Source organism: Bacillus sp. CFBP9009 (genome assembly GCF_036541465.1).
Classification (GTDB): domain Bacteria; phylum Bacillota; class Bacilli; order Bacillales; family DSM-1321; genus Peribacillus.
In genome coordinates, this window is sequence record NZ_JAZHFU010000005.1 from 176503 (window position 1) to 192113 (window position 15611).

A 15611-nucleotide genomic window follows, 5' to 3' on the forward strand; every position below is an offset into this window, starting at 1 on the left:
CATCTGAAACGAATTGGAAGTAATCCATCTTTTTTAACTATAAATAAGTAGCTCAGTGCCCCAGCTCAGTTCACTTCTAGGTTAATTATAGTATAGGTGAATAATCAACGTCAAAGAGATTCAAAAATGTCGTTATTTGTTTAATTTGACATCTACATTATATTGAGGCACAACCCTGTTTATCATGCCTTGTATTCGCTGCATTTCCTTATTTCTCTCTTTTTCCGTCTTGATTTTGCCTTTATCATGGACCGTAACATGTATGGTATTTCCATTAAACCAAACGGAACCTGCCTCATAATTAGTTTCCGATTCAATGACTCCGCGGATTTCATCAATTTGCTGCCCCATGGATGGAGAATTATTGGATGTGTGATGCGGTGTGTTGAGGATTTGATCCGATGGCCGTTCCGCTTCATTGTCCCAATCATTATTGGATACTTGATTTAAACCATTGCCAACAAAATCCCTGCCATCCCGGGATTGATCACCATATTCCGAATCATTATTTATTGCATTGTCATTTTGACCGCATGCCGTTAGTGCAGCAAGTATAAAGGCTGTCATGATAAGCAGTTTTGATTTCATATTTTTACCTCCATTTTGATTGATTAAGAAGAACATTTCCTCGTTAGCCTTCCCAAAACAGGGCAATATTTATCTTTTATTTCGCTTCCATGTATTGGTCATACCACCTGAATAAGTCCAGCAGTTTTCCACCTATTATTCCCAACAAAAAAAGCACCCTACGACCTCATTGGATCATAGGGCACCATCATTCAAATACGTTCTTTAATCCCAACAGGCTGCTTACCCGGAACTTCGTGATGATGGCGGCAGCGGGGCTCGTATGATTCCGATGCACCCACAAGGATGATCGGCTCATCATAGGAGGCCGGCTCCCCATCTATCAAGCGCTGTGTCCTGCTCGCAGGTGAACCGCACACTTCACACACAGCCTGCAGCTTAGTCACCGATTCTGCCAGCGATAATAGAACAGGCATAGGACCGAATGGTTCACCTCGGAAATCTTGATCGAGTCCAGCCATAATCACTCGATAACCGCTGTCCGCAAGATGCTGGGCAACCCCGATAATTTCATGATCAAAAAATTGCACTTCATCTATTGCAATGATATCCAGGGGCTTGTCCAAATACTTAAAGATATCCGTTGAATGGGCAATCGGTTTTGCCATCACAGAAGAGCCATTGTGTGATACGACAGCCTCTTCCGCATAGCGATTATCAATAGCTGGTTTAAATACAGCTATTTGCTCTTTAGCAAATTGAGCACGGCTGACTCGTTTAATCAATTCCTCAGATTTACCTGAAAACATGCTTCCGCAAATAAGCTCGATCCAGCCTGTTTGTTTCATTACATACATGGAAACAGCTACTCCCTTCCACCTGTCGATCCCTTGGCCATAATTGAAGTCGACCCGGCTTTATATATATTCTTACTTGTTTATGGAAAAGAAAAAACAGGCAAGAAAAATACTTGCCTGTTTTTTAAAAAGTCCGGCTTATTTAATACCGTATTTTTTGTTGAAACGATCAACACGTCCGCCAGCTTCAGCGAATTTTTGACGACCAGTGTAGAATGGATGGCATTCTGAACAAGTCTCAACTTTGATCTCTTCTTTAACTGAACCAGTTTCAAAAGTGTTTCCGCAAGAGCAAATTACTTTTGAAAGCTTATAATTTGGATGAATTCCAGTTTTCATTCTTTTCAGCTCCTTATGCCCTGAATCATTCGAAACAGAGTTATATACTTCAAGTTGAGGGAAAAACACCCTCACATTTATTGTAAAAACACATGAACTCATTATAACAACTTAAGACTAGTTGTGCAACTGTTTGTTTCTTACAGGGTTTAAGAACGTTTTACGCTCGCCGGCCCTTTTTTCATTTCTGACATCTCTTCATCCAGCTTACTGAAAAATTCTTCATTACCCTTTGTCTGTTTTAGACGGCGAAGGAATTTCTCCGAGAAATCAGGCGAATCCGACATCGTTTTCCTGATGGCCCATAGTTTATCCAGGCGATCTTTCGGAATTAACAATTCTTCTTTACGAGTGCCTGAGCGGCGAATATCGATTGCCGGGAAGATGCGTCTTTCGGCAAGAGCACGATCTAAATGCAGCTCCATATTACCCGTACCTTTAAATTCTTCATAAATGACATCGTCCATTCTTGAACCCGTATCTACCAATGCTGTAGCAAGGATCGTCAGGCTGCCGCCTTCTTCGATATTCCTCGCCGCACCGAAAAAGCGTTTTGGACGGTGGAATGCAGCAGGGTCAATACCCCCTGATAGTGTACGTCCGCTCGGCGGAATGACAAGGTTGTAAGCTCGGGCAAGTCGAGTGATGCTGTCCATTAAAATGATGACATCACGTTTATGCTCCACAAGGCGCATGGCTCGTTCTAACACTAGCTCAGCCACCTTGATATGGTTTTCCGGCACTTCATCGAACGTTGAACTTACCACGTCTCCAGCAACGGAACGTTCAATGTCAGTCACTTCTTCCGGGCGTTCATCAATCAACAGCACAATCAATTCCGATTCGGGATGGTTTGTGGTTATCGCATTGGCAATTTCCTTGATGAGCATCGTTTTACCAGCTTTTGGCGGTGCGACGATCAGCCCACGCTGTCCAAAACCGACCGGTGCCAGGACATCCATAATCCTGGTTGATAAGTTCTTCGGTGTCGTTTCCAGTTTAATTTGCCTGTTTGGATACAGCGGTGTTAAACCTGGAAAGTGGACACGCTCTTTTGCTGATTCCGGATTATCGCCATTGACCGCTTCAACATGCAGCAATCCATAATAGCGCTCGTTTTCTTTTGGAGGCCTTACCTTACCGGACACTTTATCTCCATTTCGCAAATCGAATCTGCGGATCTGTGAAGCAGAAATATAAATATCCTCCGAGCTAGGAGAATAATTAATTGGACGCAGGAAACCGAAGCCCTCTGAAGGGATGATCTCTAAAACGCCCTCCATGAATAGGAGACCATCCTGCTCAGCTTGTGCTTTCAGGATAGCGAAAATAAGTTCCTTTTTTGAAAGTTTGCTGTAATAGGAAACTTTATATTCACGCGCGTGCTCATAGAGATCCTTTAGTTTCATGTTTTCTAAATTAGAAATAGTTAAATTCATTATGACACCACACTTTTATTAATTAAACGTTTTCACCCATACTGAAAAAGAAATGGTTTGTTAGATGGAAGAAAAACCGCAATCCATGTACCCGACCAGAGTTTTCTTAGAAAGGATGATACATTTTTACATGTAAAGAAGAAAATTAATTGAAGGCTTCTTGAAGTTTGGAGTGAAAGGGCAGATTTTAAATTATTAATAGTAGACCAAGCTTTATTTTACTTTTTTTATTTTAATTATTCAACTTAAATTTTTTAAAAGAGAAAGCGAGCGATGAAACCGCTCGCTTTTTAAAAGTGATTTTTCTAAAAAACGCTATCAGTCAATCAAACCATTCGGTTTAATCTTAAGACTGTGACGACCATCAATGAAACGAACGGTACCAGATTTAGCACGCATGACTACGGATTGTGTTTCGCCGTAATGCCCTTTAAATTGTACACCGCGTAAAAGTTCTCCATCAGTCACACCTGTTGCAGCAAAAATTGCATCATCTCCGCGAACAAGGTCTTCCATTCTGAGGACTCTTCCTAAATCAAGGCCCATTTTTCCACAGCGTTCCACTTCTTCATCACTTTGAGGAACGAGCTTGCCTTGAATTTCCCCTCCAAGGCATTTCAAGGCAACGGCTGCAATAACTCCTTCTGGAGCTCCGCCAGATCCGAATAAGATGTCAACACCGGTAAGATCGAAGGCCGTATTTATGGCTCCCGCTACATCTCCATCGTTGATCAACTTAATACGTGCCCCTGCCTCACGAAGTTCATGAATGATCTTCGAATGACGATCGCGGTTCAATACTGTTGCAACCACGTCTTGGATATCTTTATTTTTTGCCTTGGCTACCGCTTTCAGGTTGTCCAACACGGAGGCATTGATATCAATCTGACCAACAGCCTCTGGTCCGACAGCTATTTTATCCATATACATATCCGGGGCATGAAGCAAGTTCCCCTTATCGGCTATCGCCAATACAGCCAATGCATTCCAGCCGCCGGATGCAACGATGTTCGTTCCTTCTAATGGATCAACCGCAACATCCACTAGTGGCCCAAGACCGGTACCAAGTTTTTCGCCAATATAAAGCATTGGCGCTTCATCCATTTCCCCTTCACCGATTACAACCGTTCCTTGCATGGGAATAGTGTTGAAAACATCCCGCATTGCAGTTGTTGCTGCATCATCTGCTTCGTCTTTCTTTCCTCTTCCCATCCAACGAGCTGAATTCAGTGCCGCCGCCTCTGTTACGCGGACAAGCTCCATCGATAAACTTCTTTCCATTTCCGGTTCCCCCTCATGTACACTAGCATGATTTATTTATATATTAGTATAACACATTATATCATATATAGTAACACAATGAGGTAACAAGAAAAGGGATCAGCTTTTAAGCTGCTCCACTTCTTCTTGCGTCATTTCTTCACGCCAAATCGTTGCTCCCAAACCTGAAAGTTTTTCAACAAGATGGCTATATCCGCGATCTATATGTTCAAGCCCGGTCACTTCTGTAATCCCTTCAGCCATTAAACCGGCAATTACAAGAGCCGCTCCGGCACGTAAATCGCTTGCCTTCACTTTTGCCCCATGAAGTTGGACAGGACCATCGACGATGCCCGATCTGCCCTCGACTTTTATCTTCGCATTCATGCGTCGCAGTTCATCAATATGCTTAAATCGTGCCCCGTATATCGTATCGGTGACCATGCTAGAACCGGTTGCTTTTGTTAAGAGGGAAGTGAATGGTTGCTGAAGATCCGTTGGGAATCCAGGGTAAACCAATGTCTTGATATCAACGGATTTATATTGTTCTCCCGGTGAGACAAATATCTGGTCATCACCCGCTTCAATATTAATCCCCATTTCCCTCAATTTGGAAGTCAATGACTCCAAATGCTGGGGAATGACATTATCAATCAGAATTCCTTCTCCGACAGCAGCCGCTAAAATCATGAAAGTGCCGGCTTCAATCCGATCCGGTATGATCGTATGCTTGCACCCATGCAAACTTTCCACACCATCAATACGAATGATATCCGTTCCTGCACCCTTTATTTTCGCTCCCATATTGGTCAACAATGTGGCAACATCGATGATTTCAGGTTCTTTCGCAGCATTTTCTATCACAGTGCGGCCTTTGGCCAAAACGGCGGCAAGCATGATATTGATCGTTGCCCCTACACTAACGACATCCAAATATATGCGTGCTCCCCTTAGCTCGTCCGCCCTAAGGTAAATGGCTCCTTGTTCATTCGTCACTTGTGCGCCCAGTGCTTCAAACCCCTTAATATGCTGATCTATCGGGCGAGGTCCTAAATGGCAGCCACCAGGCAAACCGATCACTGCCTTTTTGAATTTACCAAGCATTGCTCCCATTAAATAATAAGAGGCACGTAACTTCTTGACCCTTCCATTGGGAAGAGGCATTGAAATCATCCTGCTGGGGTTGACTGTCATTTCTCCTTCATCAAAGGATACCTCACCGCCAATCTCCTCCATTAACGCTTTCAGCATCTGTACATCCGAGATATCAGGCAAGCCTTCAATCGTTACGGGAGAGTCCGCTAAAATTGTTGCAGGAATAAGGGCGACCGCACTATTTTTTGCTCCACTGACACGAATGCTTCCTTTTAGAGGATAGCCACCGGCAATTTTAAGTTTTTCCATAATAAACTCCCTTCCACGCTAAGCACTTAGAAGCTACTTCCAAAAAGTAATATTTTACCACAAGAAAATTGCATAATCCGACAACATTTACTATCTAGTTCTTTAGTTTACACAAAAGTAGAAAATTCATGTAAAAAAAAGAGAAAAATTTCTAATTTATGTTAATTTTATTTAAACGGTGCAATCTATAGCGACTTAGCGGCAAGGCATTATGCTTCAGTACGTGAATTCCAATCGTTCAAAAAAGCTTCAATTCCTTTATCCGTTAATGGGTGGTGGAATAATTGCATTAAAACTTTATAAGGGATCGTTGCAATATGTGCCCCTTTAAGAGCCGCTTCAGTAATATGCATCGGATGGCGGATGGAAGCTGCAATGATTTCGGCATTGATATCATGAATCGCAAAAATGTCAGCAATATCTGAAATCAAATCCAAACCATTTTGGCCGATGTCATCCAAGCGACCTAAAAATGGCGATACATAAGTTGCTCCTGCCCTAGCTGCCAATAATGCTTGGTTTGCACTGAAAATAAGGGTGACATTTGTTTTGACACCTTGTTTTGTAAGTGCTGAAACAGCCTTCAAGCCGTCCGGAGTCATTGGCACTTTAATCGTGATATTCGGTGCAATCGCAACTAGTTCCTTGGCTTCAGCCATCATTCCTTCAAAATCAAGCGCAATGACTTCAGCAGAAACGGATTCCTTAACAAGGCTTGTGATTTCTTTCAGCCGGTCATGGAAAGAAACTCCCTTTTCCCTAGCAACAAGGGATGGGTTAGTCGTAACACCTGCTAAAACGCCAAGTTCATGCGCTTGTTTGATTTCTTCCATGTTTGCTGTATCTATAAAGAATTTCATAAAATATCCTCCGTATGTAATCGATTTTTATTTCCCTTTAAGCATCTGAATTCTAATTGTTCTAAAAATAGAGCCCGGATTCAACCCTGCATCTAAAAGAAACCATTAGGGGGGAGCCCCCCAATGGAAATATTGCCTTTATCATCTTACATTTAAAGGGATGGAACCCTTAAGTTACGTTTGAATTATGCTTTGCCGTTTGAACCGAATTCACGGATTTTGCCGATGACAGTTTCTTTAATCGCTTCACGGCCAGGAACGATGTATTTACGAGGATCGTACACTTCAGAATCGTTATTCAGAATTTCACGAACCGCTTTTGTGAATACAATTTGATTTTCCGTATTCACATTGATTTTTGAAGTTCCAAGCGATATCGCTTTTTGGATATCTTTCGTAGGGATGCCTGTACCGCCATGAAGAACAAGAGGTTTATTCGTTAAATCCCGCACTTCTTCCATTTCTTTATACCCAAGGTTAGGTTCACCTTTGTATGGTCCGTGAACGGATCCCAAAGCTGGAGCAAAGCAGTCGACATTTGTTTCTTTAACCAACTGTTCACATTCTTGAGGGTCTGCATATACGACTCCATCAGCAATTACATCATCTTCTTGTCCGCCAACCGTGCCCACTTCCGCTTCGACAGAAACATTCCGTGCGTGAGCGAATTCGACAACCTTCTTGGTTGTTTCGATATTTTCTTCGATCGGATGATGTGAAGCATCGATCATTACTGAAGTGAATCCGGCTTCGATAGCTTCCTTACATTTATCATAACTTGAACCATGGTCAAGGTGAATGGCCACAGGAACAGTGATTTTCATGTCTTCCAACAATCCTTGAACCATCATCACAGTCGTTTTAAAACCACCCATATGGCGGGCAGCACCTTCGGAAACACCAAGGATGACTGGAGATTTTTCTTGTTCTGCAGCAGCTAGAATAGCTTGTGTCCATTCAAGGTTGTTGATATTGAATTGACCTACTGCATATTTTTCATCAAGGGCTTTATTCAGCATATCTTTCATAGAAACTAAAGGCATTTGATTTCCTCCTACTAGTGGATGTTATTATTTTTAAAGTTAATTCTTTCTAGATATTCCCTAAAACGAAAGTAGCATACGCTTATAAATCAGAATATCTCTCCTCTTTTAGCATATCAATACATCAAAAAAACAGCAACAAATACACTATACCGAGCCTCAAATTTTATTCCAAAAAAACACGGCCCATCTAAAAAAAGATAGCCGCAGCAATTACTCCATCAGTAATATTAAATTTTCAAGACATTTAACTTGATTGAATCGATAAGTATTCACGAACGGCTTTTCTAATATCATCAATATCAAACGGCTTTGCAAAGTGTGTCATTGCACCTAAATCCTTTGCTTCTTGAATCATATCAAGTTCACCATATGCCGTCATGATTATGACCCGAATGTCCGGATCGACGACTTTCATCCTTTTCAAGATCTCAATGCCATCCATTCCCGGAATCTTCATATCCAGCAATACAAGATCAGGTGAATGATTATTTAGCACATCCAAGGCTTGAATGCCATTAGCGGCTTGAAATGTTTCATACCCTTCTTTATGTAAAACCTCGTTCAATAAAATACGAATCCCGAATTGATCATCAACAATCAATATTTTCCCTGGCATTTTATCACCTCTCCCCTTCCCGATTCATCCATTAAATATATTGGCCTACTCGGCCATATTACCCGAAAAAGGGTAGTTACATAGATTGCGTCATATGACTTTTAAGTCCAACGCATTTATTGTTCATATTCGATAATTGTAACAAAATTCCTGCTGTATGGCTAAGAGGAATTTTAATTTTTTTGTTTTTTCGACCGATTTAGTAAATTCGGCCCTTCCGGATCAAAACCCCAGCAACCTGTCATTGCAAAGGAAAGTCCTTTATAATAAGTATATTATTTTTTAAAGGAGTCCCTGACCATGTTAAAAATTTTTTCGACACAGATAAGCGGTTTATTTAAGAAAATGATTGAAAATGAAGCCTTTGAAATGGAGGATGCCGGACGCTTGCTAGCTCAGGCTGCGGTTGGGGACGGTTCTGTGTACATTCACGGTTTTGGTGAAATGCAGGGCGTCACTGCTGAGGCTTTGGATGGGGCAGAACCCTTTCCCAAGGTAAAAAGATATGAATCAGGAGAAACTATTTCCAGGGAAGATCGATTTCTCATATTCAGCCGCTATTCGGATGATGCAGAAGCATTGTTGCTGGCAAAACAACTTAAGGAAAAGGATATCCCATTTGTTGCGGTTTCTACATCCGTCCCTTCTGAAGAAGATTCTCTTTTGGAGTTGGCAGACGTTCATATTGATTTACGTATCCAACGGGGATTGATTCCTGATGAAACCGGAAATCGATTTGGGTATCCTACCCTCATTGCCGCTCTTTTCGCTTATTACGGGATTAAATTCACTCTTGAAGAAATCATAAAAGAGTATGAAGAAGAATGATTATTCATCTAAAAAAAAACAGCCACATGGGCTGTTTTTTTGTTTATTAAAGTTTTTCGCTGCGCTTTAAAGACATACCGACAAAGTCACGGAATAGCGGCTGCGGACGGTTAGGGCGTGACGTGAATTCCGGATGGAATTGAGAAGCCACAAACCAAGGATGATCCTTCAATTCAACGATTTCAACTAGACGGCCATCCGGACTAGTACCGGAGAAGATGAATCCTGCCTCTTCCATTGCCTGACGGTAGTGGTTATTGAATTCATAACGGTGACGGTGACGTTCATAAACAACCTCGTCATTATAAGCTTCGTATGCTTTAGTACCTTCGATAAGCTTACATGGATACAGACCAAGACGCAGTGTTCCGCCCAAATCTTCTACATCCTTCTGCTCAGGAAGAAGATCGATGATTGGATCTGGAGTATCTTCCTTGATTTCAGCTGAATGTGCTTCTGGCAATCCCAGGACGTTGCGTGCATACTCAATGGACGCCAACTGCATGCCTAAGCAAATTCCGAAGAATGGTTTTTTTGTCGTGCGGGCAAATTCAGTCGCTGCAATTTTCCCTTCGATTCCACGATCTCCAAAACCTCCAGGGACAAGGATTCCATCTGCATCTTGAAGAAGTTCTGCAACATTTTCTTTAGTTACATCTTCGGAATTCACCCAGTCGATTTCAACATCTGCATCAAATGCGTAACCAGCATGCTTAAGTGCTTCCACTACAGAAAGATAAGCATCTTGCAATTCAACATATTTTCCAACTAAGGCGATTTTTGTTTTCTTTGATAAAGAAGTAACCTTTTTGACTAGTTCCTTCCAATCTTCCATATCCGCTTCGCCACAGTCCAATTGCAAGTGATCACAAACGATTTGGTCCATATTTTGTGCTTGAAGCGCTAGAGGGATGGAGTAAAGTGTATCCGCATCAAGACATTCGATAACAGAATTTTTATCGATATCGCAGAATAAAGCGATTTTATCCTTCATATCTTGTGAAATCGGGCTTTCTGTACGTGCAACGATTATATTTGGCTGAATGCCAAGACTGCGTAATTCTTTTACACTATGCTGTGTCGGTTTTGTTTTCATTTCACCTGCAGCTTTGATGTAAGGAACCAATGTACAGTGGATATACATAACATTATTGATGCCGATATCACTCTTGATTTGGCGAATCGCTTCAAGGAATGGAAGAGACTCGATATCCCCTACAGTACCGCCAATTTCAGTGATGACTATGTCGGCATTCGTTTCATTGCCTGAACGGAAAACCCGTTCTTTAATTTCATTCGTGATATGGGGAATGACTTGAACCGTTCCACCTAGATAATCGCCACGGCGTTCTTTTCTCAGGACGGTTGAATAAATTCTGCCTGTAGTCACATTGCTGTGTTTGCCAAGGTTGATATCGATGAAACGCTCATAGTGCCCCAAATCCAAATCCGTTTCAGCACCATCATCCGTTACAAACACTTCACCATGTTGATATGGACTCATCGTACCTGGATCCAAGTTGATATAAGGGTCAAACTTCTGGATCGTAACATTCAATCCCCTATTTTTTAATAATCTGCCTAAAGAAGCGGCCGTTATCCCTTTTCCCAAGGAAGAAACTACTCCACCTGTCACAAAAATATATTTTGTCATTTTATATCCTCCTATAGAATGTTTTCTTCCAATTCTGTTCTTCACATCATTAAATCGGAACTGAATCAAATCTTCCGCCACATGAGCGGTTAAAAGCTAAAAACCGTAAACCAGTACAAACCATTAATCACTTAAAGGTCTTTAGTGAGAGTCATGCAGGATACATGAACAAGAATAAATTTCCTTAAATGACAGTTAACATAAATATGTTCTCTATAGTTTTTACAATTCTACGAGAAATCATTTTTAAAAATAAAAAAATGATGTCATTTATTCATTCCATCATTAAAAACAAAAACGCTCCGCTTACAAAAAAGTAAGGGAGCGATATAATTTAATCATTGTGTCCTTTTTTAAGGAGCCCAAAAATGATTCTACAAATTTCGCCTTAAAAAGTCAAGGGCGATTATTTATTTCTCATCCTCTTCATTCAAGTCATCCAAGTCATCTTCGTCTTCATCTTCGTCCTCATCATCTTCCAGGACAAATGCATCATCTTCGATTATTTCTTCTTCCAGATCGTCGTCGTCATCCACGTCATCATCCAAAAGCACTTCGTCGATGACTGGAGAACCTAGAATATCGTCATCGTCATCATCTTCATCCTCGTCCAGATCATCGATATCTTCTTCAAAGTCAAGATCTTCGTCTTCAAGTTCATCGAAATCGTCGATAACGGCAGCAGCCTTTTTGGCTTTCTTTTTCTTTTTAGGTTTTACAACATGTACGACTTCTTCTTCGATTTGGTCAACCGGGTACCATGTTTTCAATCCCCAGCGGTTGTCCCCAAGTGAAGTGAAGCGGCCATCCACATTTAAATCCGTATAGAATTGTGCAATTTTCTTTTCCACTTCCGCTTTAGATAAATGGTGCAGCGAAGCTAATTCACTTATTAAGTCTTTAAATGGAATCGGTTCATTTCTTTCCACTAACAAATCATATGCCATCTCTATTAAGGACATTTCCAATAACTGCTCTTTTGAGTATTGTTTTAAACTCAAATTCCGCACTTCCCTTCTCTATTCAAACACTGAATTCCGTGTTTTTTCACATAAAAAAATAATCTAAAACAGTAGTTCGATAAAATAACGACAATTCCTGCTAGACATATACTCCATTATAAACAATCTAAATGGGTTTATGCTAGTTCTATCTGATACTTTCACAGATTTACCTTATTGTCTATCATTCAGGAAACCAAAAGCTAAAAATCATTCACTTTCCTTTTTCGACTTCTGTCGATAGGCTGCCGTAAAAAAGACAATAGTCAGGATAAAAAAAGAGATGGCACCCAATTGATGCTCATACAGCTCAAATAAAATAATGATGGCAAGAATGTACCCTATGATCAATCCAATCATTTTCAGGTTCATTTTCTCAACTCCAATAGGGCTGATTCTTCATTTTTGCCCCTTTTCCAAATAATTATAAGGTAAAATCTTCATTTTGTTAAAAAAGAGGGAAATTATTTAAAAAAGGGGCCCCTAAACGTTCAGAGCCCCCTTCTCAGTTTACATATTCCTTCGATATTGACCGCCTACATCATATAGCGCCCTCGTTATCTGACCAAGACTGGCCACTCTGACGCAGTTCATGAGTTCAGCAAAGATATTTTCCCCATTCATGGCTGCCAATTTCAGTTTAGTTAGCGCCTCATCCGTGAACTCCTTATTTCTTTCCTGGAATGCCCGGAGATTTATGATTTGCCCTTCCTTTTCTTCCTTTGTTGCACGGGCAATTTCCATGCTGTTCACCGCTTCTTCGGAAGGAGGATTTGGATTCAAATACGTGTTGACACCAATGATCGGCAATTCTCCCGTATGCTTTTTCATTTCGTAATGCATCGATTCATCCTGGATTTTCCCGCGCTGATACTGCGTCTCCATTGCACCCAGCACACCGCCTCGATCATTGATGCGATCGAACTCTTGCAGTACGGCCTCTTCAACGAGATCCGTCAATTCCTCTACGATGAAGGCTCCTTGCATCGGGTTTTCATTTTTTGAGAGCCCATGCTCCTTTGTAATGATCATTTGTATGGCCATTGCCCGGCGCACGGATTCTTCAGTAGGCGTCGTGATGGCTTCATCGTACGCATTAGTATGCAGGGAATTACAGTTGTCCTGTAGCGCCATTAAAGCCTGAAGTGTCGTTCTGATATCATTGAAATCAATTTCTTGCGCATGAAGGGAGCGCCCTGAAGTCTGTATATGGTATTTGAGCTTCTGGCTGCGGTCGTTCGCACCATATTTATCCCGCATGACCGTAGCCCAAATCCTTCTTGCCACTCTCCCGATAACCGTATATTCCGGATCGAGCCCATTTGAGAAGAAGAACGACAAATTCGGGGCAAAGTCATCAATATTCATTCCGCGACTTAAATAATATTCGATGTAAGTAAAGCCATTCGCTAATGTAAAAGCAAGCTGTGAAATGGGATTGGCACCCGCTTCTGCAATGTGATAGCCGGAAATGGATACAGAGTAGTAGTTCCTGACTTTTCGATCGATGAAATATGCTTGAATGTCCCCCATTAACCTTAAAGCAAATTCCGTAGAGAAGATGCATGTATTCTGGCCTTGGTCCTCTTTCAGAATATCCGCTTGAACAGTTCCGCGTACCGTTTGAAGGGTATAAGCCTGCACTTCTTCAGCTTCTGCATCCGTAAGGGGACGGCCTAACTCTTCTTCTTTCCGTTGAATCTGCTGATCGACTGCCGTATTCATATACATGGCCAAAATGATTGGTGCCGGTCCATTGATGGTCATCGATACTGAGGTTGAGGGGTGGCAAAGGTCAAAGCCTGCATACAGCTTTTTCATGTCATCCAACGTACAGATGCTGACTCCGCTTTCCCCTACCTTTCCATAGATATCAGGCCGGTGATCGGGATCCTCGCCATATAAAGTTACCGAATCGAAAGCCGTACTTAGCCGTTTTGCATTATCATCCTTTGACAAATAATGAAAACGCCTGTTGGTTCGGTCGGGTGATCCTTCACCGGCAAATTGCCTCTTCGGGTCCTCCCCTTCACGCTTGAATGGAAATACCCCGGCTGTGTAAGGAAAGAAGCCCGGAACATTCTCTCGGAATACCCATCCTAAGATCTCTCCATAATCCACATATTTAGGCAGTGACACTCTCGGAATCATTAAACCTGATAAACTTTTAGTTTTCAGCTTTGTGACGATTTCTTTATCCCTGACTTTCGTTACAAACTGCTCTCCTGCATACTTTTCTTTTAATTCCATCCATCCAGAAAGTATTTTTTTAGATTCAGGTGATAAATTCGAAGCGGTTTCCTTTTTCAGTTTTTCTAAAGAAGCCACCATACCTTCGTTGTTATCATTTTCCTTAATTGCATCAATTGCTCCTTCAAGCTGGAAAAGCCTGCGGGCAATACGTACTTGTTCAGCCGCACGCTTATGATAAGATCTGACCGTATCACTGATTTCACGTAAATAATACCGACGGTCAGTAGGGATGATGACATTTTGCTTGTAAACATCCGCTTCTTTCGAAAAGGCGGTACTCCAACCCGTCCCTGATTTTTCATTAAGCTTTTCAATCAGTGCAGCGAACAATGCATTGGTGCCTGGGTCATTGAATTGGGAAGCGATGGTACCGTATACTGGCATTTCAGATGGATCTTGATCAAAAAGTGTACGGCTTCTTTGGTATTGCTTTTGAACTTGGTTTTTTGCATCCTCTGAGCCTTTACGCTCGTATTTGTTAATGACTATCAAGTCTGCATAATCAATCATATCGATTTTTTCAAGTTGCGAAGGAGCACCGAATTCACTCGTCATTACATACATGGATACATCGCATATCTCGGCAATTTCTGCATCTCCCTGACCAATTCCGCTCGTTTCAACGATGATTAAATCGAAGCCAGCTGCCTTCACGACTGAAATGGCATCTTTTATCGCCAAAGACAACTCACTTTTTGAATGGCGCGTGGCTAGGCTACGCATATAAACACGCTCTGAAAAAATCGAGTTCATTCTAATCCTGTCACCAAGCAGGGCACCGCCCGTTTTCTGTTTGGTCGGGTCTACAGATAAAATGGCGACTCTCTCGTCTGGAATTTCGTTAATGAACCTTCGTATCAATTCATCAGTCAATGAACTTTTTCCAGCACCGCCAGTCCCTGTAATCCCTAGAACAGGAACCTTCTTTTCGGAAGTCTTGATCTGCTCAAAAAGACTCTCCACCGCTGCCGCTGATTCCTGTGAAGCATCGAGTCTGTTTTCGGCAAAGGTAATGAATTGAGCAATGGCATTTGTTCCCCCAGCAATCAATTCATCAAAACGTTCCTGTAAAGATGGTTTGACTGTCGAGAAATCACACTCCTCCATCAATACGTTTATCATTCCTTGAAGCCCATATTCCCGCCCTTCATCAGGAGAAAAGATCCGGGCAATCCCATAATCATGGAGTTCTTTAATTTCCCTTGGGATGATGACGCCGCCGCCGCCGGCAAAAATACGAATGTGCTCGGCTCCCTTTTCCTTCAGCAGGTCATACATATATTTAAAATATTCCACATGTCCGCCTTGGTAAGATGACATGGCTATGCCTTGAACATCTTCCTGGATCGCCGCATTCACGATCTCTTCCACCGAACGATTATGACCTAGATGAATGACTTCTGCACCGCTGGACTGAAGGATTCTCCTCATAATATTGATTGATGCATCATGTCCATCGAATAAACTCGAAGCAGTAACGAATCTAATATGGTTCTTTGGTTTATACACCTCTACTGTACCCATTG

The 15611-nt window shown here is 41.7% G+C and carries 14 protein-coding genes; 1 reads left to right on the plus strand and 13 read right to left on the minus strand.

Annotation, left to right across the window (positions count from 1 at the left end):
- Positions 1 to 132: 132 nt before the first annotated feature.
- The 9 genes from V3595_RS15610 to V3595_RS15650 form a co-directional block, all read right to left on the minus strand.
- Positions 133 to 588 (minus strand): hypothetical protein, encoded by a 456-nt coding sequence (locus V3595_RS15610; RefSeq protein ID WP_485908163.1) that lies wholly within the window; start codon positions 586 to 588, stop codon positions 133 to 135.
- 191 nt (positions 589 to 779) lie between these two features.
- Positions 780 to 1385 (minus strand): thymidine kinase, encoded by a 606-nt coding sequence (locus V3595_RS15615; RefSeq protein WP_101223848.1) that lies wholly within the window; start codon positions 1383 to 1385, stop codon positions 780 to 782.
- A 138-nt stretch (positions 1386 to 1523) separates the two neighbouring features.
- Entirely contained in the window at positions 1524 to 1724 is a 201-nt protein-coding gene (gene rpmE, locus V3595_RS15620; protein WP_034315847.1) for a 50S ribosomal protein L31, read from the minus strand.
- A gap of 149 nt (positions 1725 to 1873) precedes the next feature.
- Complete coding sequence (gene rho, locus V3595_RS15625; RefSeq protein WP_034315849.1) at positions 1874 to 3163, minus strand: transcription termination factor Rho; 1290 nt, start codon at positions 3161 to 3163, stop codon at positions 1874 to 1876.
- A gap of 318 nt (positions 3164 to 3481) precedes the next feature.
- Complete coding sequence (gene glpX, locus V3595_RS15630; protein ID WP_214744235.1) at positions 3482 to 4444, minus strand: class II fructose-bisphosphatase; 963 nt, start codon at positions 4442 to 4444, stop codon at positions 3482 to 3484.
- Between the two features lie 99 nt (positions 4445 to 4543).
- Positions 4544 to 5827, minus strand: coding sequence for a UDP-N-acetylglucosamine 1-carboxyvinyltransferase (locus V3595_RS15635; protein WP_352924087.1), 1284 nt, complete (start codon positions 5825 to 5827; stop codon positions 4544 to 4546).
- Between the two features lie 209 nt (positions 5828 to 6036).
- Complete coding sequence (gene fsa, locus V3595_RS15640; protein WP_034315855.1) at positions 6037 to 6687, minus strand: fructose-6-phosphate aldolase; 651 nt, start codon at positions 6685 to 6687, stop codon at positions 6037 to 6039.
- Positions 6688 to 6872: 185 nt separating this feature from the next.
- Positions 6873 to 7730, minus strand: a complete 858-nt coding sequence (locus V3595_RS15645; protein WP_350300693.1) for a class II fructose-bisphosphate aldolase — start codon at positions 7728 to 7730, stop codon at positions 6873 to 6875.
- A 247-nt stretch (positions 7731 to 7977) separates the two neighbouring features.
- Positions 7978 to 8349: a response regulator gene (locus tag V3595_RS15650; protein WP_485908165.1), complete on the minus strand. Its 372-nt coding sequence runs from the start codon at positions 8347 to 8349 to the stop codon at positions 7978 to 7980.
- Positions 8350 to 8649: 300 nt separating this feature from the next.
- Here V3595_RS15650 and V3595_RS15655 point away from each other — a divergent pair, with 300 nt between their 5' ends.
- Entirely contained in the window at positions 8650 to 9177 is a 528-nt protein-coding gene (locus tag V3595_RS15655) for a DUF2529 domain-containing protein (RefSeq protein ID WP_485908167.1), read from the plus strand.
- A 46-nt stretch (positions 9178 to 9223) separates the two neighbouring features.
- Here the strand turns inward: V3595_RS15655 and pyrG are convergent, their stop codons facing one another.
- The 4 genes from pyrG to icmF form a co-directional block, all read right to left on the minus strand.
- Positions 9224 to 10831, minus strand: a complete 1608-nt coding sequence (pyrG, locus tag V3595_RS15660; RefSeq protein ID WP_485908169.1) for a CTP synthase — start codon at positions 10829 to 10831, stop codon at positions 9224 to 9226.
- A 410-nt stretch (positions 10832 to 11241) separates the two neighbouring features.
- Entirely contained in the window at positions 11242 to 11832 is a 591-nt protein-coding gene (rpoE, locus tag V3595_RS15665; protein WP_485908171.1) for a DNA-directed RNA polymerase subunit delta, read from the minus strand.
- A gap of 210 nt (positions 11833 to 12042) precedes the next feature.
- Positions 12043 to 12204 carry a hypothetical protein gene (locus tag V3595_RS15670; RefSeq protein WP_241589609.1) on the minus strand — a complete coding sequence of 54 codons (162 nt, stop codon included), beginning with the start codon at positions 12202 to 12204 and terminating at the stop codon, positions 12043 to 12045.
- 138 nt (positions 12205 to 12342) lie between these two features.
- On the minus strand, positions 12343 to 15609 hold the full coding sequence (icmF, locus tag V3595_RS15675) for a fused isobutyryl-CoA mutase/GTPase IcmF (protein ID WP_485908173.1): 3267 nt from the start codon (positions 15607 to 15609) through the stop codon (positions 12343 to 12345).
- Positions 15610 to 15611: the final 2 nt, after the last annotated feature.

Excerpts from the sequence above, each read along its gene's own strand:
- V3595_RS15610 (WP_485908163.1), bottom strand. The coding sequence starts at position 588 with ATGAAATCAAAACTGCTTATCATGACAGCCTTTATACTTGCTGCACTA.
- V3595_RS15615 (WP_101223848.1), bottom strand. The coding sequence starts at position 1,385 with ATGTATGTAATGAAACAAACAGGCTGGATCGAGCTTATTTGCGGAAGC.
- rpmE (WP_034315847.1), bottom strand. The coding sequence starts at position 1,724 with ATGAAAACTGGAATTCATCCAAATTATAAGCTTTCAAAAGTAATTTGC.
- rho (WP_034315849.1), bottom strand. The coding sequence starts at position 3,163 with ATGAATTTAACTATTTCTAATTTAGAAAACATGAAACTAAAGGATCTC.
- glpX (WP_214744235.1), bottom strand. The coding sequence starts at position 4,444 with ATGGAAAGAAGTTTATCGATGGAGCTTGTCCGCGTAACAGAGGCGGCG.
- V3595_RS15635 (WP_352924087.1), bottom strand. The coding sequence starts at position 5,827 with ATGGAAAAACTTAAAATTGCCGGTGGCTATCCTCTAAAAGGAAGCATT.
- fsa (WP_034315855.1), bottom strand. The coding sequence starts at position 6,687 with ATGAAATTCTTTATAGATACAGCAAACATGGAAGAAATCAAACAAGCG.
- V3595_RS15645 (WP_350300693.1), bottom strand. The coding sequence starts at position 7,730 with ATGCCTTTAGTTTCTATGAAAGATATGCTGAATAAAGCCCTTGATGAA.
- V3595_RS15650 (WP_485908165.1), bottom strand. The coding sequence starts at position 8,349 with ATGCCAGGGAAAATATTGATTGTTGATGATCAATTCGGGATTCGTATT.
- V3595_RS15655 (WP_485908167.1), top strand. The coding sequence starts at position 8,650 with ATGTTAAAAATTTTTTCGACACAGATAAGCGGTTTATTTAAGAAAATG.
- pyrG (WP_485908169.1), bottom strand. The coding sequence starts at position 10,831 with ATGACAAAATATATTTTTGTGACAGGTGGAGTAGTTTCTTCCTTGGGA.
- V3595_RS15670 (WP_241589609.1), bottom strand. The coding sequence starts at position 12,204 with ATGAACCTGAAAATGATTGGATTGATCATAGGGTACATTCTTGCCATC.
- icmF (WP_485908173.1), bottom strand. The coding sequence starts at position 15,609 with ATGGGTACAGTAGAGGTGTATAAACCAAAGAACCATATTAGATTCGTT.